The sequence below is a fragment of the Pseudomonas canadensis genome (assembly GCF_030980095.1).
Lineage (GTDB): Bacteria > Pseudomonadota > Gammaproteobacteria > Pseudomonadales > Pseudomonadaceae > Aquipseudomonas > Aquipseudomonas canadensis.
In genome coordinates this window covers 1,468,765-1,495,074 of the sequence record NZ_CP133298.1, presented here as the reverse complement: position 1 = coordinate 1,495,074, position 26,310 = coordinate 1,468,765, and the positions used below count along the sequence as shown (strand labels likewise).

The window sequence follows — 26,310 nt, the reverse complement described above, 5'->3', positions numbered from 1 at the left end:
GCCCGGTCGCCGCTCACCCCGTCGATGCCAGGCACGTCGGCGGCCGACGCTGCACCCATTGCGTCAGCTGTTCATGAGCATAGGCCAATTGCAGCACCGCCCGATCCGCCTGGGCCGGGCCGATGATCTGCACGCCCATGGGCAGGCCCTGGGGGTTAAAGCCCACCGGCACGCTCATGCTCGGCAGCCCGGCCAGGGTCGGGCCGATGACCCCTTCCATCCAGCGGTGGTAGGTGTCCATTTCACGCCCGCCAACGAGGCGCGGCCAGGGCTGCTGTGCATCGAAAGGGAACACTTGGGCGGTGGGCAGAAGCAGAAAATCGTAACGTTCGAACAGCTTGGCGAGAGCGCGATACCACTCGCTGCGATCCAGCGATGCCTGGTACACCTGCTGGGCCGTCAACCCCAGGCCACCCTCCACTTCCCATTGCGCTTCGGGCTTGAGCAGTGCGCGTTTCTGCGGGTTGGCGTAGGCCGCACCGAGGTTGCCGTGCACCAGCCAGTGGCGATGCACCAGCCAACTGCGCCACAGTCGCGCCATGGAAAAGTCCGGCTGGCAGCTTTCCACCGTGCAGCCCAATGCAGTGAAATCGCCGAGGGCCGATTCGCACAGGCTCAGCACGCCGTCTTCCATCGGTAGATAGCCGTTGTAATCCCCCAGCCAGCCCAGACGCGCCCCCTTGAAGTCACGCTGCAAGGGCTGGCCGAACATCGCCGGGTCCTCCTTGGACGACAACGGCACTCGCGGGTCGTAACCCGCCTGGATGCTCAACAGCCGCGCCACATCCGTCACGCTGCGGCCCATCGGGCCTTCGGTGCCCAGTTGCTGCACGAACAGTTCCGGGGTCGGTCCGTAAGGCACTCGACCTTGGGACGGGCGCAAGCCAAACACGTTGTTGAACGCCGCCGGGTTGCGCAGCGACCCCATCATGTCGCTGCCGTCAGCCACCGGCAGCATGCGCAGTGCCAGGGCCACCGCCGCCCCGCCGCTGCTGCCGCCCGCGACGAGGCTGGGGTCGTAAGCATTGCCGGTGGTGCCGAACAGCGTGTTGTAGGTCTGCGAACCGAGGCCGAACTCCGGCACGTTGCTCTTGCCGATGATGATCGCGCCACTGCCCCGCACGCGCGCCACGCTGATGGCGTCTTCGCTGGGCACGTGCTCGGCGAACAGCGGAGAGCCCAAGGTGGTGCGCAAGCCTCGGGTAGCAGCGAGGTCCTTGATCGCCTGGGGCATACCGTGCATCCAGCCGCGCGACTGGCCTTGGTCCAACTCGCGATCACGTACCCGCGCCTCGGCCAACACGTCATCAGCGTCGCGCAGCGACACCAGCGCATTCACGCTCGGATTGAAGCGCTGGATCTGCGCCAGATACGCCTGCATCACCTCTTCGCACGACACCTGCCGCGCGTGGATCGCCCGCGACAGTTCGGTGGCATCCCAATCAACAATACTCAAGGCTTCACCTCTTTGGAAAACGGCAGCGGTTTCTGTGCCCGCGGCGCCTCATGCATGCTGTAGGTGCCCAGCAGCGTCAGCACGCAAGCGAACAACACATAAAAGGAGGGCGCGACGGGCGTGCCCAGCACTTTGGTCAGCCAAGTGACGATCAGCGGCGCAAAACCGCCGAACACCATGACCGCCACGTTATAGGCGACCGATACACCGGTCGAGCGAACTTCGATGGGAAACTGCTCGGCCAGTGCGGTCGGCGCCGGGCCGAAGAACCCACCGATGGCGGTGCACAGCATCACTTGCATCACCAGTAGACGCTCGATGGACGGCGCGGCGGCGACCCAAACATACAGCGGATAGACCATCACAAAAAACGCCAGGGTGAACGCCATCAACACCGGCCGCCGTCCCAGGCGGTCCGACAGCAAACCAGACAGTGGAATCACCACGGTCATCAGCGCCACCGCGAACATCTGCACCATCAACACCTGGTCCAGCGGCAGACCAAGGCTTTTGTGGGCGAAGGTCGGCATGTTCACCAGCACCACATAGAACGACACCGTCGCGCCACAGGCCAGGCCCATGGACACGAGGATGCTGCGCCGATGCTCGCGCACCACCTGCATCAGGCTCGGCGCCGGGCCGGTCGCCTGTTTGCGTGCCTCGATGAATTCTTCCGGGTCTTCCATGTGCCGACGAATCCACAGGCCCACCGGGCCAATCAGCAAACCGAACACGAACGGCAGACGCCAGCCCCACAGATCGAGGGTTTGCGGCGAAAAGAAGTGCGTGACCGCAGCCACCATCGCCGCGCCACCAAACACCGCCAGGCACTGCCCCACCAACTGCCAAGAGCCATATAAGCCCTTGCGATGGGCTGGCGCGCTTTCCACCAGGAACGCCGTAGCACTCGCGTACTCACCGCCGGTGGCAAACCCTTGAAGCATGCGCGCCACCACGATCAACAACGGCGCGCCCATGCCGATGGCGGCGTAGTTGGGCGCAAAGGCGATCAACGCGATGGACACGGTCATTAGCCGGATAATCAACTGCATCGCGGCCTTGCGGCCTTTGCGGTCGGAATACATCCCCAGCAGGATGCCGCCCACCGGCCGCATGAAAAAGCCCACGCCGAAAGTAGCCAAGGCCATCAACAGCGAGGCGTACTCGTCATCCGAAGGAAAAAACTGCCGGGCAATGATGCTCGCCAGAAAGCCGTAGACAATGAAGTCATACCATTCCAGCGCATTGCCGATCACGGCCGCCACCACTTGGCGGGTGCGGGACACACCTGGTTTTGCAGTCTGCATGAGGAACACTCCATTCAACCGATCGAGGGAAAGGGTCCAGCGGCAGAAAAAGAAGGTCGTCAGGCAGGCTTGAGCCAGCTCTCGGCCAGCGCGCCCCAATAGGCGGCGCCAGTCAGCAGGATGTCGTCGTTGAAGTCATAGGCGGGGTTATGCACCATCGGCCGCGACACGCCGTTGCCGATGAACAGGTAGCTGCCGGGGCAGCGTTGCAGCATCCAGGCGAAGTCTTCGCTGCCCATCAGCGTACGGGTGTTGCCGTCCACCGCGTCGGCGCCGAGCAAGGCGACGCCGACCTGGCGGGCGAATTCGGTTTCTTCGGCGTGATTGACCAGCACCGGATAGGCCGGGCGGTGTTCGATCTGCACCGTGCAGCCAAAGCTGGCGGCCTGGGTGTGGATAATGGCGAACACCCGCTCCAGCATCTGCTCACGCACCTTGGGATTGAGCGCGCGCAGGCTCAGACGCAACAGCGCCTGCTGGGGAATCACGTTGGCGGCCTGGCCCGCTTGCAGGGCACCGACGGTGACCACGGCAGCTTCCTGGGTGTCGATATTGCGCGCCACCACTGTCTGCAACGCCATGACCATGCTCGCCGCCGCCACCAACGGGTCCACCGTCAGATGCGGCATGGAACCGTGACCACCAACGCCTTCAAGGGTCACGGTGAGCAAGTCTTGCGAAGCCATCATTGGCCCAACGCGCAACCCCAGATGCCCCGCCGGCAGCCCCGGCATGTTGTGCATGCCAAACAAGCCATCGCAGGGGAAACGCTCCAGCAAACCGTCAGCCAGCATGGCTTCGGCGCCGCCCTGGCCCTCTTCGGCGGGTTGGAAGATCAGATTCAAAGTGCCATCAAATTGCCGCGTGGCCGCCAGGTAGCGCGCGGCGCCGAGCAACATCGTGGTGTGGCCGTCATGCCCACAGGCGTGCATGCAACCGGCGTGTTGGCTGGTGTAGGACGCGCCGGTGTTTTCGATGATGGGCAAGGCGTCCATGTCGGCACGGATGCCCAGGGTGCGCGAACTGCTGCCATTGCGCAGCACGCCCACCACGCCGGTCTTGCCGATGCCGGTGTGCACCTCATAGCCCCAGTCTTTCAGGGATTTGGCGACGAGGGCACTGGTGCGGTTTTCTTCAAAGCCCAGTTCAGGATGGGCGTGAATGTCCTGGCGCACGGCGTGCAAATCGCCGGCAACGTCGCTGAGCCAATCCAGGATGTGCTGGTGTGGGCGCATGGTGATTCTCCTCACAGGCGGGTGTTCCCGTTCTTGTTTGCTGCACATCGCCAGCTAACCGCGATGTGGGCAGGAGGACAATCAAAGGTGGTTCCACTCTGTGGAACCTTGCCGCATTACATGGTTTTCCTGAAGCTTGCCTCTCTCTGTGGTGAGCAAGCTTGCTTGCGTTGGAGGGGGAAGTGCCGCCAAAAACCAGGCGGCCAAAAATCATGAATAACTGGTTCGAATCTTGTGTAAGAAAGCGTGCTAGAGGGCATTACTTTTTTCTGTAAAACCACATCAAATAGAACCCACCAAGGGGAACGGCGAAGACAAAATAGAACAGCCATAACAGTGTGTGCCCACCATTGGATGCAGCCGTCTTCAATGGATCCGACCCCCAAAAGCGTTTCCCGGTAACACTGAAGACAATGTTTTCTACTGCGCGCCTTGAGAACGGAAACAAAAGTGCATTAGCCCCGCAGATAGAAATATAAATAGCAGCGTTATCGTTTGACCGGAAACTATAAGCGCTCAAAAAAAACAAAAACAATCCAATCATCAAACCCTCAAAAAAATGGCTTCTCTCCATGCCCATTCGCATTCTTATCATCCTGAAGTAATGTTGAGCCACACGCGCTAGAGCCAGAAACATCCGCTCTGCCTCTGAAGGGCCGCAACCCATGTCATCGGCCACCTGCAAGATTACTACATGCGCGCGGCATCAAAATCAGGACGCTGCACGTTGCGCTTGAAACGTGCAAAGGTAAATCCTACGGCAGCAGGCGACACCCCTGCCGCTCCCCCAACCACCGCGCCACATGCGTACGCCCCAACCCGCTCGCCGTCACTTCACTGCGCTCCGGGTTGTCGCTGAACGCGCTGGTCGGCACGTACTGCTTCACATACCCCCGGCAATATTCGGCCGGGTTGTTCGCCACGTACCGGCATGAGCAGTACTCCTTGGCGGTGTAGGCCGCGATGATGTCGGGGAAGGCTTGCAGGTTGACGCGTTCGTGCCAGAGCCAACCCAGCAAGGCGAGCAACAACAGCAGAAACAGACTGGTAACCGGCCGACGGCGGATCATGGTTGCACCGCCGCGAGTACGCGCTTGAGCAGTTCGTTATGGCGATAGCTGCCGTCGCGATCATCGCCATAACGCACGATGACCAAGTGTTCGTCGGGCATCACGTACAACGCCTGCCCCCAATGACCGAGGGCGGCGAAGGTGTCGGCGGGAGCATCGGGCCAGGGTCTTGACGCGCCTTTATTGAGCCACCAATGACCACCGGGGACGGCTTCGTCCTGGCCGGGTTTGTATTTATCGAAGGGCTGGCGGTTAAAGGCAACCCAGTCTTTGGGCAACAGTTGTTGATCGCCCCAGCGACCGTCACGCGCCATCAGCAAACCGGCACGCGCCAAGTCGCGAGCGGTGAGGTAGGCATAGGACGAGGCGACGAAGGTTTCATCGGCGTCGGTCTCCCAAGTGGCATTGCGAATGCCCAAGGGCTTGAACAGCGCATCCCACGGGTAACTCATATAAGCCTTGTGCCCGAGCATGCCTTTAAGGGTGGCGGACAAGATATTGGTGTCGCCGCTGGAATAACGGAACACCTGGCCCGGTGCAGTGGCGGCCTCGGTGTCGGCGGCAAAGTCGGCCATGTCGCCGCGGCCTCGGGTGTAGAGCATCGCCACCACCGAGGATTTCAGCGGCGCGTATTCGTAATCTTCCTGCCAGTCGAGGCCCGAGGCCCAGTGCAGCAAGTCGGCCATGGTCACGGCCGGGTGCTGTTTCATCGGCGGGTAAAAGCGCGCGGCGGGGTCAGTGAGTTTGAAGCGGTTATCGCCGTAGGCCACGCCCAGTACGGTCGCCATCAGGCTTTTGCTGACCGACCAGGTGAGGTGCGGGGTGCTGGCGGTGGTGGGTGCGGCGTAGCGTTCGTAGATGACCTCGCCATCGCGAATCACCAGCAACGCATCGGTGCGGATGCCTTGGCGAGTGGCGTCGTCCCGCGCCGGGAAGGCGTAGGCCTCCAGGGCATCAACAGCGGGACCCGATAGCGGTGTGCCCTTGGCCCAGTCTTTATCGGGCCATGTTTCGGCGTGGGCGGTAACGGTGACGAACAGCAGGGCAACGTACAACAGGCCTCTGACCATGGACGCAGACTCAAGGGGGCATTCAAGCCCGCGAGCCTAGCCGAGGGTGATGACAGATTTGCGACAGCGGGGGCTGTCATCCAAGCGTCACCATAACTTCATGGAGATGACACCGAGCCTACATAGCCTGAGTTTGGACAACAAAGTCGACCGGCCGAAATCGTGGCCGGCACTCGGAGACTCGCCATGACTCAGATCGCCCGCATCAGCGACACCGGCAATGAACGCCGTCTGCAAGCCGAACGCCTGGTTGGCGCGCAGGCGTTGCAGGAAGCCCAGGCCCTGCGGTTCAACGTGTTCAGCGGCGAGTTCAACGCCAAGCTGAAAGGCGCGGAACTGGGCCTGGACATGGATGACTATGATGTTCACTGCAGCCACATCGGCGTGCGGGACTTGAACAGCGGTCGACTGGTGGCCACCACCCGTTTGCTGGACCACCAGGCTGCCAGCACCCTGGGTCGGTTCTACAGTGAAGAAGAATTCAGCCTGCATGGCTTGCTCCATCTGCAAGGCCCGATCCTGGAAATCGGCCGCACCTGCGTCGACCCGGCCTACCGCAACGGCGGCACCATTGCCGTGTTGTGGGGCGAATTGGCCGAAGTGCTCAACCAGGGCGGCTACAGCTACCTGATGGGTTGCGCGAGCATCCCGATGCACGATGGCGGCATCCAGGCCCACGCAATCATGCAGCGCCTGCGTGAACGCTACCTGTGCAATGAACACCTGCGTGCCGAACCGAAAAAACCACTGCCGGCGCTGGACCTGCCGTCCAACGTGATCGCCGAGATGCCGCCATTGCTCAAGGCGTACATGCGCCTGGGTGCGAAGATCTGCGGCGAGCCGTGCTGGGATGAGGATTTCCAGGTGGCCGACGTGTTCATCCTGCTCAAGCGCGATGAGCTGTGCCCGCGTTACGCGCGCCACTTCAAGGCTGCAATGTGATGAGCCGCCTGCGAGTTTACGGGCGCATTGCCCGCGTGCTGGTGGTGGTGGCGCTGGGCTTGAGCATGGCCAGTGTGTTTGGGGTATTCGAGCGCATGGGCATCGCCAATTCGATGGTGCGGCGCCAGCGTTGGTCGCGGTTTTTCATGGCGCGACTGACCAACGCCCTGCCCTTTCGCGTGACGGTGCACGGTGAGTTGCCGACGCAGCCGATGCTGTGGGTGAGCAATCACGTGTCCTGGACCGATATTCCGCTGCTGGGCGCCGTGGCGCCGATGTCATTCCTGTCCAAGGCCGAAGTGCGCACCTGGCCGGTGGCAGGTTGGTTGGCGGCCAAGGCTGGCAGCTTGTTTATCCGCCGGGGTTCGGGCGACAGCCAGTTGATCCGCAAGCAGATGACGCGCCACTTGGAGCAAGAGCATCCGTTGCTGATGTTCCCGGAAGGCACCACCACCGACGGGCGCAGCCTGCGCACCTTCCACGGGCGCTTGCTGGCCAGTGCGACCGATGCGGATGTGTCGCTGCAACCGGTGGCGATCCGTTATCTGCGTGACGGCCAAGTCGACCCGCTGGCGCCTTTTATTGGCGACGATGATTTGCTCTCGCACCTGATGCGCTTGTTTGCCAACGACCAGGGCGATGTGGAAATCCATGTGCTCAAGCCGATTGCCTGCGCCGGGCAGGAACGTGCGGCACTGGCGTATCAGGCGCAGCAGGCAGTGCAGAAGGCGTTGTTTGGTGAGGTGGTGCAGCCAGCCGAACCTCGCGGCGCGCTGATTGCCGCCTGAACCCGATTCACTGTAGGGGCGAGCTTGCTCGCGAAAAACGAATAGGCGCCACGGGCTGGCTGACAGCGCTGCGTTATCGTTGACGATCTTCGCGAGCAAGCTCGCTCCTACAGAAGTCTTGCAACAGCGGGTAGAAAACGCTGAAGTCTTCGCTCAACGGCTCATACAGCTCCCGCAGCTCCCGCATGGCATGGCTCAGTTCCTCGGGCTGTGTCAGGCGCCGGGAAATCCCCCGCAACACCTGCTCCATCACCGCAAACTCGCGGTACGAGCCCAACCAATCATCCGCCGCCATATACGGCGCAATCTGCGCCAACCGCCCCGGCAATTGCGGCTCGGCCGCCAGCACGCGGTACACCTGCGACGTAAAACGCTCCAAGGGCTGGTCGGCATACAAGGCCCAGTCCCGCGCCAGGCAGTGGTCGAAAAACACATCGAGGACGATCCCGGCATAACGCCTGCGGGTCAGGCTGAAGCGTGACAACGCCTCCCCCACCAGCGGGTGGCTGTCGGTGAAGCGGTCGATGGAACGATGCAGCTGGATCGCCGACTCGATTTGCGGGCTGAACTGGCCCTGCAGGCGACCTTTGACGAAATCGCCATAGAGGCTGCCCAGCAGTTGCGCAGGAAGTTGGCCGCCCAGGTGCAGATGTGCGAGATAATTCATGGTGCGCAGTCTACCACTGCCCTCAACGTATCGTTATAACCCGATATACCGATTGAGCCTAGGCTCAGACCAAAATCATATTGGTCTATCGGGATAGACCGATATAAAGTTCGCCTCATCGCGATATAACGCTGCAAGACACCGAGCACCTGCCATGTCCATCGACCTCGACGAAATAATAAAAGCCCTGGCGCACCCAGTACGACGAGACATCCTCACCTGGCTGAAAGACCCGAAAGTGCAATTCCCCGAACAACTGCACAACCACGAATACGGCATCTGCGCCGGGCAGATCGACCAGCGCTGCGGCTTGTCCCAGTCGACCGTGTCGGCCCACCTGGCCACCCTGCAACGCGCCGGGTTGATCAGCAGCCAGAAGGCCGGCCAGTGGCACTTTTTCAAACGCAACGAGGACACCATCCAAGCCTTCCTCGCGGCGCTCACCACCGAACTCAGCGCGCACGACAGCGCCGCGTTGTAACAAGGAAACGCTAATGCCCCTCTCGCTACTCATACTGGCCCTCAGCGCCTTCGCCATCGGCACCACCGAGTTCGTCATCATGGGCTTGTTGCCCGATGTGGCGGCGGACTTGGGTGTGTCGATTCCCGGCGCCGGCTGGCTGGTGACCGGTTACGCCCTGGGCGTGGCCATCGGCGCGCCCTTCATGGCATTGGCCACCGCCAAATTGCCACGCAAGGCGGCGCTGGTAGCGTTGATGGGCATCTTCATTATCGGCAACCTGCTCTGCGCCCTGGCCAGTGACTACAACGTGCTGATGTTTGCCCGTGTGGTCACCGCGCTGTGCCACGGTGCATTCTTCGGGATTGGTTCAGTGGTAGCGGCCAACCTGGTGCCGGCCAACAAACGGGCTTCGGCCGTGGCCTTGATGTTCACCGGTCTGACCCTGGCCAATGTGCTCGGCGTGCCGCTGGGTACGGCACTGGGCCAGGAAGCCGGCTGGCGCTCGACCTTCTGGGCGGTGACGGTGATTGGTGTGGTGGCGTTGATCGGCCTGATCCGCTTCCTGCCGGCCAAGCGTGATGAAGAGAAACTCGATATGCGCGCCGAACTGACCGCCCTCAAGGGCGCCGGCATCTGGCTTTCGTTGAGCATGACCGCGCTGTTTGCCGCGTCCATGTTCACCCTCTTCACCTACGTCGCACCGCTGCTGGGCGATGTCACCGGCGTGTCGCCCAAAGGCGTGACCTGGACCCTGCTGTTGATCGGCCTGGGCCTCACTGTGGGCAACATCATCGGCGGCAAGCTGGCGGACAAGCGCCTGGCGGCCACTTTGATCGGCGTATTCATCAGCATGGCGGTGGTCTCCACGGCACTGACCTGGACCAGCGTCGCCGTGATCCCCACCGAAATCACCCTGTTCCTGTGGGCCACCGCGTCGTTCGCCGCCGTGCCTGCGCTGCAGATCAACGTGGTGACCTTCGGCAAGGCCGCACCGAACCTGGTGTCCACCCTGAACATCGGCGCGTTCAACATCGGCAACGCCCTCGGCGCGTGGGTGGGCGGCAGTGTGATTGCCCATGGTTTCGGCCTGACCAGCGTGCCCTTGGCCGCAGCGGCCCTGGCGATCCTCGCGCTGTTGGTGACCCTGATTACTTTCCGTCAGACCGGCGATGCCGACCTGGCCCCCGCGACTAACTGATCCACTTCAAAGACACTGATCCACTTCAAAGACAAAGGTGCTTTCCCCATGACGACTATTTTCGATCCGATCAAACTGGGCGACCTGGAACTGTCGAACCGCATCATCATGGCGCCGCTGACCCGCTGCCGTGCCGATGCCGGTCGCGTGCCCAACGCGCTGATGGCCGAGTACTACGTGCAACGCGCCTCCGCCGGGCTGATCCTCAGCGAAGCCACGTCCGTGACGCCGCTGGGCGTGGGTTACCCGGACACCCCAGGCATCTGGTCCAATGACCAGGTGCGCGGCTGGGCCAACGTCACCAAGGCGATTCATGGCGCGGGCGGCAAGATCTTCCTGCAACTGTGGCACGTGGGGCGTATTTCCCATGAGTCGTACCTGAACGGCGAAAGCCCAGTGGCCCCGAGCGCGATCCAGCCTAAAGGCCACGTCAGCCTGGTGCGCCCATTGGCCGACTACCCGACGCCACGCGCCCTGGAAACCGCTGAAATCGCCGACATTGTCGACGCCTACCGCACCGGTGCCGAGAATGCCAAGGCCGCCGGTTTCGACGGCGTGGAAATCCACGGCGCCAACGGTTACCTGCTCGACCAGTTCCTGCAGAGCAGCACCAACAAGCGCACCGACCAGTACGGCGGCTCCCTGGAAAATCGTGCACGCCTGCTGCTTGAAGTGACCGACGCGGCCATCGAAGTCTGGGGCGCTGGCCGCGTGGGTGTGCACCTGGCACCGCGCGCCGACTCCCATGACATGGGCGATGACAACCTGGCGGAAACCTTTACCTACGTTGCCAGCGAACTGGGCAAGCGTGGCATCGCGTTTATCTGCTCCCGTGAGAAAGAAGCCGGCGACAGCCTCGGTCCACAACTCAAGAAGGCTTTCGGCGGCGTGTACATCGCCAACGAACGCTTCACCAAGGACAGCGCCAACGCCTGGCTGGCCGAAGGCAAAGCCGACGCCGTGGCGTGGGGTGTGCCGTTCATTGCCAACCCGGATTTGCCAGCGCGCTTGAAGGCTGATGCGCCATTGAATGAAGCCCGCCCAGATACTTTCTATAGCAAAGGCCCAGTGGGTTACATCGACTATCCGACGCTGGCGCTGTGATGTAAAAAGCTGAAACGAAAAAGCCCCGGTTCGAAGGAACCGGGGCTTTTTCATGGACGCTGGGTAACATTCCTTCACAGCCCTGCAACAAAATCGCTACAAAATACTTAGGCGGCTACCTATCAACCCGCCGCCAGCCCGTATATAAAGTCACCCCACCGATCAGGCGGAAGGACGATTGACTGTCCTTAGGCTTTACTGTTGACACAACCTGATGCAATTACGCATTTTGTCTCAATTGCGCAGGCTGGGGCTCCAGCGCAGCATGTCCAGCCCGGCATCCACCCAGCGTTCGGCTTCCTGATGCAGTTGGAAGCTGTCGGGAACCAGCAGCCACTGGCCGATCAGCCCGTTGATGTAGGCGTGGATGCACACCGCGCCACGGGTGGTATCGAGGTTTTCCGGCAGTTGCCCGCGATGGACCGCGTTACGCAAGGTCAGGCCGATGCGCAGGTTGCACTCCAGGCTATGGGTCTGACGTTGGCGACGCATATCGCACATTTCATCGGTGAATTCGCACTTATGGAACAAGATCTCGTTGATGCGCCGGGTTTTCGGGTCCAGGGCCACTTGATGAAACAAATGAATCAACAGCTTGCGCATGCAGCCCAGCGGGTCGAGTTCATCCTCGCTTTCACTCGCCCTGGCCAACTCGTCCAGCGGCTCATGCAGCGTGTCGAGCAACGCCTGGAGCAAATCGGATTTATTGCTGAAATGCCAGTAGATGGCACCCCGCGTCACACCGGCCAGCGCGGCGATGTCCGCCAGCGTGGTCCGCGCGACGCCGCGCTCATAGAAGGCTTGCTCGGCGGCTTGAAGAATCTGGCTGCGCGTTTCCTGAGCTTCCTCTTTGGTGCGACGAACCATGGCAGTACAACCTCAATCAGGACACTTGAGACTATCGTTAACGCAGAATTAACCGTCGGTAACGATCATCCGAATATTTGTGGGACGACACCGTCATGGGTGCCGAACGTAATGAAATCGAGGCTTTGGGCGTTGCTTTGTCAACATTCCGCGCAGCCTGTCAAGAGTTTACAAACAACCATGAACGTAAGTATATTGCGTAGCAAGCTACTTATCCAGTCAGTGCTTGTTTTTTACCCTTCCACACTTCTTGTGCGCACTCTGCGCGCCTGACCCGAGGATCTTCATGCAACTTAAGCCAGCTGTTACCGCTCTGGTCACTGCCGTCGCCCTGGCATCGCTGCTCAGCGGATGTAAAAAGGAAGAAGCGGCTCCGCCCGCTCAAACCCCTCAGGTCGGCGTGGTCACCATTCAACCGCAAGCCTATACCCTGACGTCCGAGCTGCCAGGCCGCACCACCGCCTACCGCATCGCGGAAGTTCGCCCACAGGTCAACGGCATCATTCTCAAGCGCCTGTTCAAGGAAGGCGGCGACGTGAAGGAAGGGCAACAGCTCTACCAGATCGACCCGTCGGTGTACGACGCCACCCTGAAAAGCGCACAAGCCAGCCTGACCCAGACCAAGTCCATCTCCGACCGCTACAAGCAGTTGGTCGATGAACAAGCCGTCAGCCGCCAGGAATACGACACCGCCGTCGCCAACCGCATGACTGCGGAAGCAAACGTTCAAACGGCCCAGATCAACGTGCGTTACACCAAAGTATTCGCGCCGATCTCCGGGCGTATCGGCCGCTCTTCGGTGACCGAAGGCGCGCTGGTCAGCAATGGCCAGACCGATGCCATGGCCGTGATCCAGCAACTGGACCCGATCTACGTCGACGTCACGCAGTCTTCGGCCGAAATGCTGAAACTGCGCCGTGACCTGGAAAGCGGCCAACTGGAAAAAGCCGGCGCCAACGCCGCCAAGGTCAAGCTGACCCTGGAAGACGGCAGCGACTACGGCCAGGACGGCAAGCTTGAATTCTCCGAAGTGTCGGTTGACCAGACCACCGGTTCCGTGACCCTGCGCGCCGTGTTCCCCAACCCTGACCACACGCTGCTGCCGGGCATGTTCGTACACGCCCAACTGCAAGCTGGCGTCAACAGCAAGGCCATCCTGGCACCCCAACAAGGCGTGACCCGCGATATCAAAGGTATCCCGACCGCGATGGTGGTGAACAAAGACAACAAGGTCGAGCAGCGTCAACTGGTGGCCAACCGCACGGCCGGCGCCTACTGGCTGGTGGAAAAAGGCCTGAACGCCGGTGACCGCGTGATCACCGAAGGCCTGCAATTCATCAAGCCGGGCATCGAAGTCAAGGTCAAGGACGCCGACAACGCCAAGCCTGCCGGTTCTGCTCCAGCTCCTGCTGCCGCTGCTGGCCAGGGGGAGTAACCCATGTCGAAATTTTTTATCGACCGTCCCATTTTCGCCTGGGTAATTGCCCTGGTGATCATGCTGGTCGGGGCACTGTCGATCCTGAAGTTGCCCATCAACCAATACCCGGCCATCGCGCCAACCGCCATCGACATCCAGGTCACCTACCCAGGCGCGTCCGCACAAACCGTGCAGGACACCGTGGTGCAGGTGATCGAGCAACAGCTCAACGGTATCGACAACCTGCGTTATGTCGCCTCGGACAGTAACTCCGACGGCAGCATGACCATCACCGCGACGTTCAACCAGGGTACCAACCCGGACATCGCCCAGGTTCAGGTGCAGAACAAGCTGAACCTGGCGACCCCACTGCTGCCGCAAGAAGTGCAGCAGCAGGGTATCCGCGTGACCAAGTCGGTGAAGAACTTCCTGATGGTGATCGGTCTGGTGTCGGAAGACGGCAGCATGACCAAGGACGACTTGTCCAACTACATCGTGTCCAACATCCAGGACCCGATCTCGCGTACCGCGGGCGTCGGTGACTTCCAGGTGTTCGGTTCGCAGTACGCCATGCGTATCTGGCTCGACCCGGCCAAACTGAACAACTACCAGTTGACCCCGGTAGACGTCAGCACCGCCATCTCGGCCCAGAACGTACAGGTGGCCACCGGTCAACTGGGCGGCTTGCCTGCCCTGCCCGGCACCCAGCTGAACGCGACCATCATCGGCAAGACCCGCCTGCAGACTGCCGAAGAGTTCGGCAAGATCCTCATGAAGGTGAATGCCGACGGCTCGCAAGTGCGCCTGCGTGACATCGCCCGCATCGAACTCGGCGGCCAGAACTACAGCATCAGTGCACAGTTCAACGGCAAGCCGGCTTCCGGCATGGCGATCAAGCTGGCATCGGGCGCCAACGCCCTGGACACCGCCAAGGCCATCCGTGCCACCGTGGCGTCCCTGGAACCGTTCTTCCCGCCAGGCATGAAGGCCGTGGTGCCGTATGACACCACGCCAGTCGTGACCGAATCGATCTCCGGTGTAGTCCACACCCTGGTCGAGGCGATCGTGCTGGTGTTCCTGGTGATGTTCCTGTTCCTGCAGAACTTCCGCGCCACCATCATCACCACCATGACGGTACCGGTGGTATTGCTGGGTACCTTCGGGATCCTGGCCGCGTTCGGCTTCACCATCAACACCCTGACCATGTTCGGCATGATCCTGGCCATCGGCTTGCTGGTGGACGATGCCATCGTGGTGGTGGAAAACGTCGAGCGGGTCATGGCCGAGGAACACCTGTCGCCGAAAGAAGCGACGGTGAAATCCATGAGCCAGATCCAGGGCGCCCTGGTGGGTATTGCCCTGGTCCTGTCGGCGGTACTGTTGCCGATGGCGTTCTTCGGCGGCTCTACTGGTGTGATCTACAAACAGTTCTCCATCACCATCGTTTCGGCCATGGCGTTGTCGGTACTGGTTGCCCTGATCTTTACCCCGGCGTTGTGCGCCACCATGCTCAAGCCGATCGACCCGGAAAAGCACGGCCAACCCAAGCGTGGTTTCTTCGGCTGGTTCAACCGCACTTTCGACCGTGGCGTACTGAGCTACGAGCGCGGCGTGGGCAACATGATCAAGCACAAGTTTCCTGCATTCTTCGTGTACCTGATCATCTTCGCCGGCATGATCTGGCTGTTCACCCGCATTCCAAGCGCGTTCCTGCCAGAAGAAGACCAGGGCGTGATCTTCGCCCAGGTGCAGACCCCGGTCGGCTCTTCGGCTGAACGTACGCAGAAAGTCATCGACGACATGCGTGCCTTCCTGCTGCACGACAAGGAAGGCGAGCCGGGCGAAGGCAAGGCTGTGAAGTCGGTATTTACCGTAAACGGCTTTAACTTCGCCGGCCGTGGCCAGAGTTCGGGCCTGGCATTCGTGATGCTCAAGCCGTGGGATGAACGCGATTCGTCCATGTCGGTATTCGAGGTTGCCAAGCGTGCCCAGGGTTACTTCTTCGGGGCCTTCAAGGACGCCATGGTATTTGCCATCGTGCCGCCTTCGGTTCTGGAATTGGGTAACGCCACCGGTTTCGACGTGTTCCTGCAAGACCAGGGCGGTGTCGGCCACGAAAAACTGATGGAAGCGCGCAACCAGTTCCTCGGTGCGGCAGCGCAAAGCAAGATCCTGGCCGGTGTGCGCCCCAACGGCGTGAACGATGAGCCGCAGTACGAGCTCACCGTCGACGACGAGAAGGCCAGCGCCCAGGGAATTACGCTGTCGAGCATCAACCAGACCCTGGCGATCGCCTTGGGTGGCAGCTACGTCAACGACTTCATCGACCGTGGTCGAGTGAAGAAGGTGTACGTGCAAGGCGAGGCCGCTGGCCGCATGTCACCGGAAGACCTGGACAAATGGTACGTGCGCAGCGACTCCGGGAAGATGGTGCCGATGTCGGCCATTTCCTCGGGCAAGTGGATCTACGGTTCGCCGAAGCTGTCGCGGTATAACGGTGTAGCGGCGATGGAAATCCTCGGTACCCCGGCTCCGGGCTACAGTACCGGTGACGCCATGGCCGAAGTCGAACGTATCGCCAAGGAACTGCCGGCCGGTATCGGCTACGCGTGGACCGGCCTGTCGTACGAAGAACGTCTGTCCGGCTCCCAGGCGCCTGCGCTGTATGCATTGTCGCTGCTGGTGGTGTTCCTGTGCCTCGCGGCCCTGTACGAAAGCTGGTCGATCCCGATTGCGGTGGTACTCGTTGTGCCGCTGGGCGTGGTGGGTGCATTGATCGCTACCAGCATGCGCGGGCTGTCCAATGACGTGTTCTTCCAGGTGGGCCTGTTGGTGACGGTGGGCTTGGCGGCGAAGAACGCCATCCTGATCGTGGAATTCGCCAAAGAGCTCCACGAACAGGGCAAAGGCATCGTCGAGTCGGCCATCGAGGCGTCCCGCATGCGTCTGCGTCCGATCATCATGACCTCCATGGCCTTCATCCTCGGCGTACTGCCGCTGGCGATCTCCTCGGGCGCTGGCTCAGGCAGCCAGCACGCCATCGGTACCGGCGTAATTGGCGGTATGATCACGGCCACTGTCCTGGCGATCTTCTGGGTGCCATTGTTCTTCGCAACCGTATCCGCTGCTGGCGAACGTAAAAAGACTGACACTACTGAAACTCCTAAAGAGGCTGGCCAATGAGCAAGTCGCTACTTTCCCTAGCCGTCACGGCATTCGTGCTCAGTGGCTGCTCGCTGATACCTGACTATCAGCGCCCCGAAGCGCCGGTGGCCGCACAGTTCCCGCAGGGGCCGGCGTATTCGTCGGCCCAGGCGCCGAGCCAGGCCGCTGCCGAGCAGGGCTGGAAGCAGTTTTTCCATGACCCTGCCCTGCAACAGCTGATCCAGACCGCGCTGGTGAACAACCGCGACCTGCGTGTCGCGGCCCTGAACATCGACGCCTATGCCGCGCAGTACCAGATCCAGCGCGCCGACCTGTTCCCGGCCGTGTCGGCCACGGGCAGCGGCAGCCGTTCGCGTACGCCGGCCCGCCTGTCGCAGACCGGCGAATCGACCATCAGCAGCCAATACTCGGCCGGTCTCGGGATCAGCTCCTATGAGCTGGACCTGTTCGGTCGCGTACGCAGCCTGAGTGAAGAAGCCCTGCAAAAGTACTTCGCCACTGAAGAAGCGCGGCGCAGTACCCAGATCAGTCTGGTGGCCAGTGTGGCCAATGCCTACCTGACCTGGCAGGCCGACAAGGAACTGCTCAAGCTCACCCAGGACACCCTGGATGCCTACGAGCAGAGCTTCAAGCTCACCTCGCGCAGCAATGAAGTCGGCGTGGCCTCGGCCCTCGACCTGAGCCAGTCGCGCACCTCGGTGGAAAACGCCCGGGTTGCCCTGGCGCGTTATACCCGCCAGGTGGCCCAGGACGAAAACAGCCTGACCCTGCTGCTGGGCACCGGCCTGCCGGCGAATATCGCCAGCAAGCCGCTGTCGGATGACCTGCTCAGCGAAGTGCCGGCCGGCTTGCCGTCCGACCTGCTGCAACGTCGCCCCGATATCGTCCAGGCCGAGTACAACCTCAAGGCCGCCAACGCCAACATCGGCGCGGCCCGAGCGGCGTTCTTCCCGAGCATCACCCTGACTGCCAGTGCTGGCACCGCGAGCCCGAACCTGGGCGGCTTGTTCAAAGGCGGTTCGGGCACCTGGTCGTTCGCCCCGCAGATCAACATCCCGATCTTCAACGCCGGCAGCCTGCGCGCCAGCCTGGACTACTCGAAGATCCAGAAAGAGATCAACGTGGCGAACTACGAGAAGGCGATTCAGACCGGCTTCCAGGAAGTCTCCGACGGTCTCGCCGCACGTGAGACCTACAAGCAGCAACTGGATGCCCAGCGTGGCTTCGTCGCGGCCAACCAGGATTACTACCGCCTGGCCGAGCGTCGCTACCGCATTGGTGTCGACAGCAACCTGACGTTCCTCGATGCCCAGCGCCAACTGTTCAGTGCCCAGCAATCGCTGATCACCGATCGCCTGGCGCAGCTGACCAGCGAGGTCAACCTGTACAAGGCCCTCGGCGGCGGCTGGAATGAGCAGACCGCGAAGAATGAGCCGTTGAAAGAAGAAGCACCGGCGCTGAAGTTGTTCTGATAGCACCTACGTCAACAAAGCCCACCTCTTGGTGGGCTTTTTGTTTTCAGGGGTGACCAACTTGCGTTCGATCATCGCCCACAACCCGCTCTCCCCCACTTTCATCGCCCCCATACCGCCCCGCACCATGGCCGCCACCTGCATAAACCCAATAACAACAGGTCAAACACCATGAGCACTTTCCACCCGCGCCGGCTCTTGCTGGCAACCGCTGTCGCCAGTCTCGCCCTGCCCGTCGTCGCTGAAGAACACGGCTTTCTCGAAGACGCCAGCGCCAACCTCAACCTGCGCAACTTCTTCTTCAACCGCAACTACACCAACCCCACCAAGGCCCAGGGCGGCGCGCAGGAGTGGACGCAAAGTTTCATCCTCGACGCCAAGTCTGGCTTTACCCAGGGCACGGTGGGGTTTGGCGTGGATGTGCTGGGGTTGTATTCGTTGAAACTGGATGGCGGACGCGGCACCGGGGGTACCCAACTGTTGCCGTTGGACCGTGATGGCCGCCCGGCGGATGAATTCGGGCGTCTAGGGGTGGCGTTCAAGGCGCGTATTTCCAAGACGGAAGTGAAGGTCGGCGAGTGGATGCCGGTGCTGCCGATCCTGCGCTCGGACGATGGCCGCTCCCTCCCGCAAACCCTGCGTGGCGGGCAAATCACCTCGAAAGAAATCGATGGCCTGACCCTCTACGGCGGCCAGTTCCGCGCCAACAGCCCGCGCGACGACAGCAGCATGACTGACATGTCGATGTTCGGTAAAACCGCGTTCACCTCGGACCGCTTCAACTTTCAGGGCGGCGAATACGCGTTCAACGACAAACGCACTCAGATCGGCCTGTGGAACGCGCAGCTCAAGGACATCTACAGCCAGCAGTTCGTCAACCTGATCCACAGCCAGCCTATCGGCGACTGGACCCTGGGCGCCAACCTGGGTTTCTTCTACGGCAAGGACGACGGCAGCGCCCGCGCCGGCGACCTGGACAACAAGACCTGGTCCGGCCTGTTCTCCGCCAAGTACGGCGGCAACACCTTCTATGTGGGCCTGCAAAAACTCACCGGCAACAGCGCGTGGATGCGCGTCAACGGCACCAGCGGCGGCACCCTGGCCAACGACAGCTACAACTCCAGCTACGACAACGCCCAGGAAAAATCCTGGCAAGTACGTCACGACTACAACTTCGCCGCCCTCGGCGTGCCCGGCCTGACCCTGATGAACCGCTACATCAGTGGCAGTAACGTGCACACCGGCACCATCACCGACGGCAAGGAATGGGGTCGCGAAACCGAAGTGGGCTATACCGTACAAAGCGGCGTGGCCAAAAACCTCAATGTGCGCCTGCGTAACTCCAGCATGCGCCGCGACTACAGCAACAATGAGTTCGACGAAAACCGGTTGATCGTCAGTTACCCGATAAGCCTGCTGTAAACCATCATTGACCTTGCTGTATGGTGCGCGCCTGCCGCTGCTGAGCTGAATCAGCAGCGGCTTTCATTCGAGCCCGCGCACACCATGAAATCCTTCGCTTATGCGTCCGCCCTCCTAGCCCTGGCCCTGAGCCTCAGCGGCTGCATCGGCGCGCCCATTGCCCTCACGCCGCAAACCGAGCAACGCCTGCAAACCCAGGCGCCGATCCGCTTCCTGCTGACCTTCGATGACGGCCCGAGCGCGTCGGGCTACAACAACCCGAGCCGGTCGGTGATCGCCGACCTGGCGCAGAACCCGGTGCTGCCGGGGATCAAGGCGGTGTTCTTCTTGCAGACCGAAGCAGCCCGTTCCGGCGGCAGCGCAAGGGGCCGCAAGACCATGCAGCGCGAGTATGCGGCCGGTCACATCCTGGCCTTCCACACGGCCACGGGGTTTCACACCAACCACCGCTGGCTGAACGATGCCGAACTGGAAAGCACCCTCAGCCAAGGCGCCGCCGACATTGCCGCGATCACAGGCGCGCCGCCGGTGCTGGTGCGCCCGCCGTTCTGGAATTACGACCGACGCACCTTCGCCGCCTACCAGCGCCATGGCATGCACGTATTGCTGACGGACCTGAGCGCCAATGACGGCAAGATCTGGGGCTTCAACGGCAGCCCGCGCCGCCGAGCCAATTTATACCGGCAACTGTCGGTGGTGCGCGAGCGCATTGCGTTGGGTGAGTTGCCGACAGTGGACGGGGTGATACCGGTGGTGGTGACCTTCCACGACATCAACCGCTACACCGCGCGGCATATGCAGGAGTACTTGCAGATCCTGCTGGACAGCGCCCGGATCAACGGCATGAAGACTGCCGCCGAGCCCTTCTACACCGACACCGCCCAGCTACAGCGCGCGGCGTCGGCGCGTACGGTCAAGGAGGTGAGTGAAGAGGTGCATCTGCCAGGCGTGTGGAATTGGGTGTGGGACGCCGACTCCCACTGATTTTTGAAACCCTGTAAAGATTAACTGTGGGAGCGGGCTTGCTAGCGAATGCGATGTGTCAATCAGCACAGGTATTAACTGAACCACCGCTTTCGCGAGCAAGCCCGCTCCCACATTTTGACTGTATTTCAACTCAGTCAGCCTGGCGCGACTCGATACCCAACTCATCCCACACCGACTCCGCCAGGTGGAACGTCGCATTCGCCGCCGGGATCCCGCAGTAGATCGCGCTCTGCATCAGCACTTCCTTGATCTCGGCACGTGTCACGCCATTGCTGGCGGCGGCGCGCAGGTGCAGCTTGAGTTCTTCGCTGCGGTTCATGCCGATCAGCATGGCAATGGTGATCAGGCTGCGGGTGTGTCGGGGCAAGCCGGGACGGGTCCAGATGTCACCCCAGGCGTGGCGGGTGATCATTTCCTGGAATTCACTGTTGAATTCGGTCAGGGCATTGAGGCTGCGATCGACATGGGCATCGCCCAGCACTTCACGGCGCACTTGCAGGCCTTCGGCATAACGTTGTTTCTCGTCCACGACAAATTCTCCGTATTCAAATCGATTACTTGTGGTGAGCGGGCTTGTCCCGCGCTGGGCTGCGGAGCAGCCCTAAAACCTGACAACTCCACGTTCAACTGAAAAAGTGCGTCGCCTTTATTGGGGGCGCTTCGCGGCCCAGCGCGGGTCAAGCCCGCTCACCACAGCAAGGCTGCTCACCACAACAAGCTCCCTCGCCGCAGGTTTAATGCACCAGCAGAAACTCCAGCACGCGGTCGCTGAACGCCGCACCGGCCTGCACATTGGACAGGTGCGCCGCATAGAACTCGGCGTACTCGGCACCCTTCACATGGTTTTGGATAAAGTGACCGCCGGCCGGCGGTGTGACGGCATCTTCAGTGCCGGCAACGACCAGGGTCGGGACTTTGATTGAAGCCAGTTGCTCACGGAAATCCGCATCACGCACCGCCGCACAGTTGGCGGCATAACCTTCGGGTGAAGTGACCGCCAGCATGTCGGTAATCTGCTTGGCCTGGTGCGGGTTGGCCGCTGCAAAGTCTGCGGTGAACCAGCGTGCAATCGATGCATCGCGCAGCGCCACCATCGCCGCCGCCCCATCACGCAGCACCATTTCAATGCGCGGGTTCCACACCTCGGGCGTGCCGATCTTTGCGGCGGTGTTGCACACCACCAGGCGCTGCAGACGCTGGCCAGCATGGATGCCCAGCCATTGGCCGATCAAGCCGCCCATGGACAGCCCACAGAAATGCGCGCGTTGGATATCCAGAGCATCCAGCAGCGCGATCACATCCTGACCGAGTTGCTCGATGCTGTAGGGGCCTGGAGTCACCAGGGACTTGCCATGGCCACGGGTATCGAAACGCAGCACGCGAAAATGTTGGGTGAAGACCGGGATCTGGATGTCCCACATGTGCAGGTCGGTGCCCAACGAGTTGGAGAGCACCAGCACGGGCGCATCCTTAGGCCCGTCCAATTGGTAATGCAGTTCGCCCTCGGCGAGTTGTACAAATGCCACGATGGTCTCCTCAAGCAAAGTGTTCGGCTACGGCGCGGGTGACCCAAGTGTGGGCCTGGCCCAGGTAGTGGGCGGGATCAAGCAAACGGTCCAACTCAGTTGCAGACAACTCGGCGGTGACCTGTGGCTCATCCGCCAGTACCGCCCGCAGGTGACGGCCCTCTGCGACGGCACGCTTGCAGCACTGCTCCAGCAGATGGTGCGCGGTTTCGCGGCCCAGGCGCTGGGCAAGCACGATGCTGACGGCTTCGGCCAATACCAGGCCTTGGGTCAGGTCGAGGTTCTGCGCCATGCGCTGCGGGTCGACTTCCAAGCCTTCGCTCACCAGCAACGCCTGTTGCAACGCACCGGACACCAAGCGGCAGATTTCCGGCAGGGTTTCCCATTCGGCATGCCACAGGCCCAGGCTGCGTTCGTGCTCTTGGGGCATGGCGCTGAACATCGTCGAGACCAGGCCCGGCACGCGGGTAGCGGCGCTGATCAGCACCGCCGCACCCACCGGGTTGCGCTTGTGCGGCATGGTGGACGAACCACCCTTGCCCGGTGCGGACGGTTCAAAAACCTCGGCGGCTTCGGTCTGCATCAACAAGCTGATATCACGGCCCAGCTTGCCCAGGCTGCCGGCGATCAGGCCGAGCACGCTGGCGAACTCCACCAAGCGATCCCGTTGGGTGTGCCAGGGTTGTTCGGGCAAGGTCAGTTGCAACTCAGCCGCCAGCGCTTCGGCCACCGGCATGGCCTGTTCGCCAAGCGCTGCCAAGGTTCCGGATGCACCACCGAATTGCAGTACCAGCAAACGCGGTTTCAACTGCGCCAGACGCTGGCGATTGCGGGTGACAGCGCCCAGCCAACCGGCGATTTTCATTCCCAGGGTGACCGGCGTCGCATGCTGCAACCAGGTACGACCGGCCAATGGCACGCCGGCATAGCGCTGGGCCTGGGCGGCAAGAATGTCGCCCAGACGCATCAAATCCGCCTCGATCAACCCCACCGCCCGCTGCAGTTGCAGCACCAGGCCGGTGTCCATCACATCCTGGCTGGTCGCGCCCAGATGCACGTAGCGCTCGGCCCCGGCATCTTCACTGGCAATCAACTTGCCCAGCGCCTTCACCAGCGGAATCGCCGAATTCCCCGCCGTGGCAATCGCCACGCCCAGGGCATCCACGTCGTACAACGACGCCAGGCAGGCCTGGGCAATCGGTGCGACGGCTGCCTGGGGAATCAAGCCGACCTGGGCCTGGGCCCGGGCCAAGCCCGCTTCAAAATCCAGCATGCCCTGCAAGCGTCCCTGATCGCAGAACACCTCGGCCATGCTGCCCGCCGTGAAGTAAGCGTCGAACAGTTGATTGCTCGTGCGCAGCGTCATAACGCGTCCCTTATAGATCGTGGTGCAAGTACTCTGCCTGTTTCGGCAGGCGCAAGCTGAACAGGAAGGCCACCGCCATCATGCCGGTAACGTACCAATAGAAAGTGTTTTCCATGCCCATGGATTTGAGGCCCAGGGCCACGTATTCCGCTGAACCACCGAAGATCGCGTTGGCCACTGCATAGGCCAGGCCCACACCCAGGGCACGCACGTGAGGCGGGAACATTTCCGCTTTCACCAGGCCGCTGATGGAGGTGTAGAAGCTGACGATGGCCAAGGCCAGGGAAATCAGCACAAAGGCCAGGAACGGGTTGGTCACGGTTTTCAGAGTCAGCAGGATCGGCACGGTACACAGCGTGCCAAGGGCGCCGAACCAAAGCATGGAGTTACGACGGCCGATCTTGTCCGAGAGCATGCCGAACAGCGGCTGCATGCACATGTAGAGGAACAGCGCGCCGGTCATGATGTAGCTGGCGGTCTTGGCGTGCATCCCGGCCGTGTTCACCAGGTATTTCTGCATGTAAGTGGTAAAGGTGTAGAAAATCAGCGAGCCGCCGGCGGTGTAGCCGAGCACGGTGATAAACGCCGCCTTATGGTTGCGGAACAACGCGGCCACGCTACCGGCGTCCTTGTCCTGGCGCATTTCCTTGCTGGTGGTTTCCTTGAGGGTGCGACGCAGCAACAGGGAGATCACCGCCGCAATGGCGCCGATCACGAACGGAATCCGCCAGCCCCAGGCGCGTAATTCTTCTTCGGTGAGGATCTGTTGCAGGATCACCACCACCAGCACCGCCAGCAGTTGCCCGCCGATCAGGGTCACGTACTGGAATGAGGCGAAGAAACCGCGCTGGCCCTTGAGCGCGACTTCACTCATGTAGGTCGCGGTGGTGCCGTATTCGCCACCCACCGACAAGCCCTGGAACAGGCGCGCCACCAACAGCAACGCCGGGGCCCAGGCGCCGATGTCTTTATAGGTGGGCAGGAAGGCGATGACCAGGGAACCGGCGCACATCATCAGCACCGAGATCATCATCGAATTCTTGCGCCCGTGCTTGTCGGCGACCCGGCCAAACAGCCAGCCGCCGATAGGTCGCATCAGGAAGCCCGCGGCGAACACACCGGCGGTGTTGAGCAGTTGGACCGTGGGGTCGTCCGACGGGAAGAACGCCGGGGCAAAGTAAATGGCGCAGAAGGCATAGACGTAGAAGTCGAACCATTCGACGAGGTTGCCGGAGGACGCCCCGACGATCGCAAAAATCCGTTTGCTGCGTTCTTCTCCGGTGTAGTGACTCGTTGTTGTTGTCATGTTTTTTCACTCAGTGGGAACGTGTGTAGCCTAGACATACTTTGCAACAACCATGACATGCAAGCAGACTTTTGGATGGGTGTTGCCTGAAGCCTGATCCCTGTAGGAGCGAGCTTGCTCGCGAAAATCGCCAACAATGATGCGGGCAGCCTGAATGAATGCGGCGCTCTCAGGCTTTTCGCGAGCAAGCTCGCTCCTACAGGAAGCCTCAATAATCGAAGAACACCGTTTCCTTATCTGTGCCCTGCAAAATCACATTCCACTGATGCACACCCTCTGCATCCTGCTTGGCAATCAAGGTTTCGCGCCGATCTGCAGGCACACACGCCAGCAACGAGTCATCCCCATTCAGCGCCTCACCGTCAAAGTAAATCCGTGTCATCAAGTGCTTCACCAAGCCACGGGCAAACACCAGCACCACCAGGTGCGGCGCTTGGGTCGTGCCTTTCAGGCCAGGAACCGCACCCGGCTTGATGGTGGTAAAGCGAAACCGCCCTTCGGCATCCACCGGCACCCGGCCGAAACCTTCGAAGTTCGGGTCGACGGCTTTGTCCTGCTCATCTTCCGGATGGTCATATTTGCCGGCGGCATTGGCCTGCCAGACTTCGAGCATGGCGTCGTTGACGACATCGCCATTGCCGTCCACCACTTGGCCGCTGATCGCCACACGTTCGCCGAGGGTGGCGCTCACGGTGAGGTCTTCGCGGTTCAGCCAGGTCAGGCCGATGTGGTAATACGGCCCGACGGTGTGGGACGTGGTCGCGTTGAGTGTCATCTCATTTCTCCATCGGCGTAGCGTCGCGGCCGCGCAGGACGATGTCCCAGCGGTAGCCGAGGGCATAGGAAGGAATGGTTTTTTCCAGGTCGAAGCTGGAGATCAAACGTTGCTTGGCCGAAGTGTCCGGCACGCAGTTGTAGATCGGGTCGTATTCCAGCAGCGGGTCGCCGGGGAAGTACATCTGCGTGACCAGCCGCGTCAGCACGCTCGGGCCGAACAGCGAAAAGTGGATATGCGCCGGGCGCCACGCGTTGTGGTGGTTGCCCCACGGATAGGCACCGGGCTTGATGGTCTGGAACTGGTACCAGCCATCGGCGTCGGTGACGGTGCGGCCGGTACCGGTGAAGTTCGGGTCCAGTGGCGCATCGTGCAGGTCGCGCTTGTGGTTGTAGCGACCGGCGGCGTTGGCCTGCCAGATTTCCACCAGAATGCCCGGCACCGGCAGGCCGTTTTCGTCGAGCACACGACCATGAATGATGATGCGCTCGCCCTGGGGCTCGCCTTCATGCTGGGCCGTGAGGTCATTGTCCTTCTCGTTGACACGCTCGGCGCCGATCGTCGGACCAGTGATTTCCGACAAGGAATGGGGCAGGAACACCAACGGCTGGGACGGCGAACGCAGGTTCGTCGACTGGTAGGCCGGGTGCAGGTAATCAGGTTGAGTGCCCGCTTGCGGGCGCCGGTATCCAGGCTTGTCACTCATG

Annotated in this window: 24 protein-coding genes and 1 pseudogene; 11 read left to right on the top strand and 14 right to left on the bottom strand. The window is 61.5% G+C overall.

All coding sequences use genetic code 11. From position 1 onward, the window contains the following. Nucleotides 1-13: 13 nt before the first annotated feature. From RB216_RS06815 to RB216_RS06795, 6 genes are all read right to left on the bottom strand, one after another. Nucleotides 14-1,456, bottom strand: a complete 1,443-nt coding sequence (locus RB216_RS06815) for an amidase (RefSeq protein ID WP_308908455.1) — start codon at nucleotides 1,454-1,456, stop codon at nucleotides 14-16. Further along, complete coding sequence (locus tag RB216_RS06810; protein ID WP_308908454.1) at nucleotides 1,453-2,763, bottom strand: citrate-proton symporter; 1,311 nt, start codon at nucleotides 2,761-2,763, stop codon at nucleotides 1,453-1,455. Before RB216_RS06810 ends, RB216_RS06815 begins: the two co-directional genes overlap by 4 nt. 59 nt (nucleotides 2,764-2,822) lie before the next feature. After that, nucleotides 2,823-3,998, bottom strand: coding sequence for a M20 aminoacylase family protein (locus tag RB216_RS06805; protein ID WP_068936498.1), 1,176 nt, complete (start codon nucleotides 3,996-3,998; stop codon nucleotides 2,823-2,825). Between the two features lie 259 nt (nucleotides 3,999-4,257). Next, complete coding sequence (locus RB216_RS30000; RefSeq protein WP_504968498.1) at nucleotides 4,258-4,542, bottom strand: colicin E1 family microcin immunity protein; 285 nt, start codon at nucleotides 4,540-4,542, stop codon at nucleotides 4,258-4,260. A 211-nt stretch (nucleotides 4,543-4,753) separates the two neighbouring features. Then, nucleotides 4,754-5,068: a hypothetical protein gene (locus RB216_RS06800; RefSeq protein WP_028619286.1), complete on the bottom strand. Its 315-nt coding sequence runs from the start codon at nucleotides 5,066-5,068 to the stop codon at nucleotides 4,754-4,756. Further along, complete coding sequence (locus RB216_RS06795) at nucleotides 5,065-6,138, bottom strand: serine hydrolase domain-containing protein (RefSeq protein WP_308908453.1); 1,074 nt, start codon at nucleotides 6,136-6,138, stop codon at nucleotides 5,065-5,067. The genes RB216_RS06800 and RB216_RS06795 overlap by 4 nt, the downstream gene beginning before the upstream one ends. Nucleotides 6,139-6,324: 186 nt before the next feature. On the opposite strand from RB216_RS06795, the gene olsB reads away from it, so the two are divergent. Next, entirely contained in the window at nucleotides 6,325-7,080 is a 756-nt protein-coding gene (gene olsB, locus RB216_RS06790; RefSeq protein ID WP_003172415.1) for an L-ornithine N(alpha)-acyltransferase, read from the top strand. After that, the gene (locus RB216_RS06785) at nucleotides 7,080-7,868 is read left to right on the top strand and encodes a lysophospholipid acyltransferase family protein (protein ID WP_308908452.1); all 789 of its coding nucleotides are present in this window, start codon (nucleotides 7,080-7,082) and stop codon (nucleotides 7,866-7,868) included. The genes olsB and RB216_RS06785 overlap by 1 nt, the downstream gene beginning before the upstream one ends. A 73-nt stretch (nucleotides 7,869-7,941) precedes the next feature. Here the strand turns inward: RB216_RS06785 and RB216_RS06780 are convergent, their stop codons facing one another. Beyond that, nucleotides 7,942-8,535 (bottom strand): acyl carrier protein phosphodiesterase, encoded by a 594-nt coding sequence (locus RB216_RS06780; RefSeq protein ID WP_028619283.1) that lies wholly within the window; start codon nucleotides 8,533-8,535, stop codon nucleotides 7,942-7,944. Nucleotides 8,536-8,689: 154 nt separating this feature from the next. Here RB216_RS06780 and RB216_RS06775 point away from each other — a divergent pair, with 154 nt between their 5' ends. The 3 genes from RB216_RS06775 to RB216_RS06765 are packed head-to-tail and all read left to right on the top strand — an operon-like array spanning nucleotide 8,690 to nucleotide 11,300. Next, nucleotides 8,690-9,016 carry an ArsR/SmtB family transcription factor gene (locus RB216_RS06775; RefSeq protein ID WP_016975101.1) on the top strand — a complete coding sequence of 109 codons (327 nt, stop codon included), beginning with the start codon at nucleotides 8,690-8,692 and terminating at the stop codon, nucleotides 9,014-9,016. A gap of 13 nt (nucleotides 9,017-9,029) precedes the next feature. Continuing rightward, complete coding sequence (locus tag RB216_RS06770) at nucleotides 9,030-10,196, top strand: MFS transporter (RefSeq protein ID WP_028619282.1); 1,167 nt, start codon at nucleotides 9,030-9,032, stop codon at nucleotides 10,194-10,196. A 48-nt stretch (nucleotides 10,197-10,244) separates the two neighbouring features. Then, nucleotides 10,245-11,300, top strand: a complete 1,056-nt coding sequence (locus RB216_RS06765) for an alkene reductase (RefSeq protein ID WP_028619281.1) — start codon at nucleotides 10,245-10,247, stop codon at nucleotides 11,298-11,300. A 234-nt stretch (nucleotides 11,301-11,534) separates the two neighbouring features. On the opposite strand, the gene RB216_RS06760 is transcribed toward RB216_RS06765, so the two are convergent. Further along, entirely contained in the window at nucleotides 11,535-12,167 is a 633-nt protein-coding gene (locus RB216_RS06760) for a TetR family transcriptional regulator (RefSeq protein ID WP_010212311.1), read from the bottom strand. Between the two features lie 286 nt (nucleotides 12,168-12,453). On the opposite strand from RB216_RS06760, the gene RB216_RS06755 reads away from it, so the two are divergent. The 5 genes from RB216_RS06755 to RB216_RS06735 all read left to right on the top strand — a co-directional run bounded on the left by RB216_RS06755 (nucleotide 12,454) and on the right by RB216_RS06735 (nucleotide 20,627). Beyond that, nucleotides 12,454-13,602, top strand: a complete 1,149-nt coding sequence (locus RB216_RS06755) for an efflux RND transporter periplasmic adaptor subunit (RefSeq protein ID WP_028619280.1) — start codon at nucleotides 12,454-12,456, stop codon at nucleotides 13,600-13,602. A gap of 3 nt (nucleotides 13,603-13,605) precedes the next feature. Next, complete coding sequence (locus tag RB216_RS06750) at nucleotides 13,606-16,767, top strand: efflux RND transporter permease subunit (RefSeq protein WP_028619279.1); 3,162 nt, start codon at nucleotides 13,606-13,608, stop codon at nucleotides 16,765-16,767. Further along, nucleotides 16,764-18,221: an AdeC/AdeK/OprM family multidrug efflux complex outer membrane factor gene (gene adeC / locus RB216_RS06745; RefSeq protein ID WP_016975095.1), complete on the top strand. Its 1,458-nt coding sequence runs from the start codon at nucleotides 16,764-16,766 to the stop codon at nucleotides 18,219-18,221. Before RB216_RS06750 ends, adeC begins: the two co-directional genes overlap by 4 nt. A gap of 171 nt (nucleotides 18,222-18,392) precedes the next feature. Beyond that, complete coding sequence (locus RB216_RS06740; protein ID WP_028619278.1) at nucleotides 18,393-19,643, top strand: OprD family porin; 1,251 nt, start codon at nucleotides 18,393-18,395, stop codon at nucleotides 19,641-19,643. 84 nt (nucleotides 19,644-19,727) lie between these two features. Then, nucleotides 19,728-20,627 carry a polysaccharide deacetylase family protein gene (locus tag RB216_RS06735; protein ID WP_308908451.1) on the top strand — a complete coding sequence of 300 codons (900 nt, stop codon included), beginning with the start codon at nucleotides 19,728-19,730 and terminating at the stop codon, nucleotides 20,625-20,627. A 133-nt stretch (nucleotides 20,628-20,760) separates the two neighbouring features. Here the strand turns inward: RB216_RS06735 and pcaC are convergent, their stop codons facing one another. The 4 genes from pcaC to RB216_RS06715 all read right to left on the bottom strand — a co-directional run bounded on the left by pcaC (nucleotide 20,761) and on the right by RB216_RS06715 (nucleotide 24,828). Further along, nucleotides 20,761-21,159, bottom strand: coding sequence for a 4-carboxymuconolactone decarboxylase (gene pcaC, locus RB216_RS06730; protein WP_068935540.1), 399 nt, complete (start codon nucleotides 21,157-21,159; stop codon nucleotides 20,761-20,763). A gap of 205 nt (nucleotides 21,160-21,364) precedes the next feature. Continuing rightward, nucleotides 21,365-22,156 carry a 3-oxoadipate enol-lactonase gene (pcaD, locus tag RB216_RS06725; protein WP_028619275.1) on the bottom strand — a complete coding sequence of 264 codons (792 nt, stop codon included), beginning with the start codon at nucleotides 22,154-22,156 and terminating at the stop codon, nucleotides 21,365-21,367. 10 nt (nucleotides 22,157-22,166) lie between these two features. Continuing rightward, a complete protein-coding gene (locus RB216_RS06720; protein ID WP_308908450.1) occupies nucleotides 22,167-23,522 on the bottom strand; it encodes a 3-carboxy-cis,cis-muconate cycloisomerase in 1,356 nt (451 codons plus the stop codon). A gap of 10 nt (nucleotides 23,523-23,532) precedes the next feature. After that, nucleotides 23,533-24,828, bottom strand: a complete 1,296-nt coding sequence (locus RB216_RS06715) for an MFS family transporter (protein WP_028619273.1) — start codon at nucleotides 24,826-24,828, stop codon at nucleotides 23,533-23,535. Nucleotides 24,829-24,921: 93 nt separating this feature from the next. Between RB216_RS06715 and RB216_RS06710 the strand changes: the two are divergent. After that, nucleotides 24,922-25,029 (top strand): annotated as a pseudogene (locus tag RB216_RS06710) (outer membrane lipoprotein carrier protein LolA); the annotation flags it as partial. 7 nt (nucleotides 25,030-25,036) lie between these two features. Here RB216_RS06710 and pcaG read toward each other — a convergent pair. Both pcaG and pcaH read right to left on the bottom strand, forming a co-directional pair. Further along, nucleotides 25,037-25,603 carry a protocatechuate 3,4-dioxygenase subunit alpha gene (gene pcaG / locus RB216_RS06705; RefSeq protein ID WP_236318758.1) on the bottom strand — a complete coding sequence of 189 codons (567 nt, stop codon included), beginning with the start codon at nucleotides 25,601-25,603 and terminating at the stop codon, nucleotides 25,037-25,039. A gap of 1 nt (nucleotide 25,604) precedes the next feature. Next, nucleotides 25,605-26,309 carry a protocatechuate 3,4-dioxygenase subunit beta gene (gene pcaH, locus RB216_RS06700; RefSeq protein ID WP_308908449.1) on the bottom strand — a complete coding sequence of 235 codons (705 nt, stop codon included), beginning with the start codon at nucleotides 26,307-26,309 and terminating at the stop codon, nucleotides 25,605-25,607. Nucleotide 26,310 lies beyond the last annotated feature (1 nt).

Coding starts and splice junctions, on each gene's coding strand:
- RB216_RS06780 (WP_028619283.1), bottom strand. CDS start 8,535: ATGAATTATCTCGCACATCTGCACCTGGGCGGCCAACTTCCTGCGCAA.
- RB216_RS06715 (WP_028619273.1), bottom strand. CDS start 24,828: ATGACAACAACAACGAGTCACTACACCGGAGAAGAACGCAGCAAACGG.
- RB216_RS30000 (WP_504968498.1), bottom strand. CDS start 4,542: ATGATTGGATTGTTTTTGTTTTTTTTGAGCGCTTATAGTTTCCGGTCA.
- RB216_RS06785 (WP_308908452.1), top strand. CDS start 7,080: ATGAGCCGCCTGCGAGTTTACGGGCGCATTGCCCGCGTGCTGGTGGTG.
- RB216_RS06760 (WP_010212311.1), bottom strand. CDS start 12,167: ATGGTTCGTCGCACCAAAGAGGAAGCTCAGGAAACGCGCAGCCAGATT.
- adeC (WP_016975095.1), top strand. CDS start 16,764: ATGAGCAAGTCGCTACTTTCCCTAGCCGTCACGGCATTCGTGCTCAGT.
- RB216_RS06795 (WP_308908453.1), bottom strand. CDS start 6,138: ATGGTCAGAGGCCTGTTGTACGTTGCCCTGCTGTTCGTCACCGTTACC.
- pcaH (WP_308908449.1), bottom strand. CDS start 26,309: ATGAGTGACAAGCCTGGATACCGGCGCCCGCAAGCGGGCACTCAACCT.
- RB216_RS06810 (WP_308908454.1), bottom strand. CDS start 2,763: ATGCAGACTGCAAAACCAGGTGTGTCCCGCACCCGCCAAGTGGTGGCG.
- RB216_RS06750 (WP_028619279.1), top strand. CDS start 13,606: ATGTCGAAATTTTTTATCGACCGTCCCATTTTCGCCTGGGTAATTGCC.
- pcaG (WP_236318758.1), bottom strand. CDS start 25,603: ATGACACTCAACGCGACCACGTCCCACACCGTCGGGCCGTATTACCAC.
- RB216_RS06720 (WP_308908450.1), bottom strand. CDS start 23,522: ATGACGCTGCGCACGAGCAATCAACTGTTCGACGCTTACTTCACGGCG.
- RB216_RS06755 (WP_028619280.1), top strand. CDS start 12,454: ATGCAACTTAAGCCAGCTGTTACCGCTCTGGTCACTGCCGTCGCCCTG.
- RB216_RS06765 (WP_028619281.1), top strand. CDS start 10,245: ATGACGACTATTTTCGATCCGATCAAACTGGGCGACCTGGAACTGTCG.
- RB216_RS06805 (WP_068936498.1), bottom strand. CDS start 3,998: ATGCGCCCACACCAGCACATCCTGGATTGGCTCAGCGACGTTGCCGGC.
- RB216_RS06775 (WP_016975101.1), top strand. CDS start 8,690: ATGTCCATCGACCTCGACGAAATAATAAAAGCCCTGGCGCACCCAGTA.
- RB216_RS06735 (WP_308908451.1), top strand. CDS start 19,728: ATGAAATCCTTCGCTTATGCGTCCGCCCTCCTAGCCCTGGCCCTGAGC.
- RB216_RS06770 (WP_028619282.1), top strand. CDS start 9,030: ATGCCCCTCTCGCTACTCATACTGGCCCTCAGCGCCTTCGCCATCGGC.
- RB216_RS06800 (WP_028619286.1), bottom strand. CDS start 5,068: ATGATCCGCCGTCGGCCGGTTACCAGTCTGTTTCTGCTGTTGTTGCTC.
- RB216_RS06740 (WP_028619278.1), top strand. CDS start 18,393: ATGAGCACTTTCCACCCGCGCCGGCTCTTGCTGGCAACCGCTGTCGCC.
- olsB (WP_003172415.1), top strand. CDS start 6,325: ATGACTCAGATCGCCCGCATCAGCGACACCGGCAATGAACGCCGTCTG.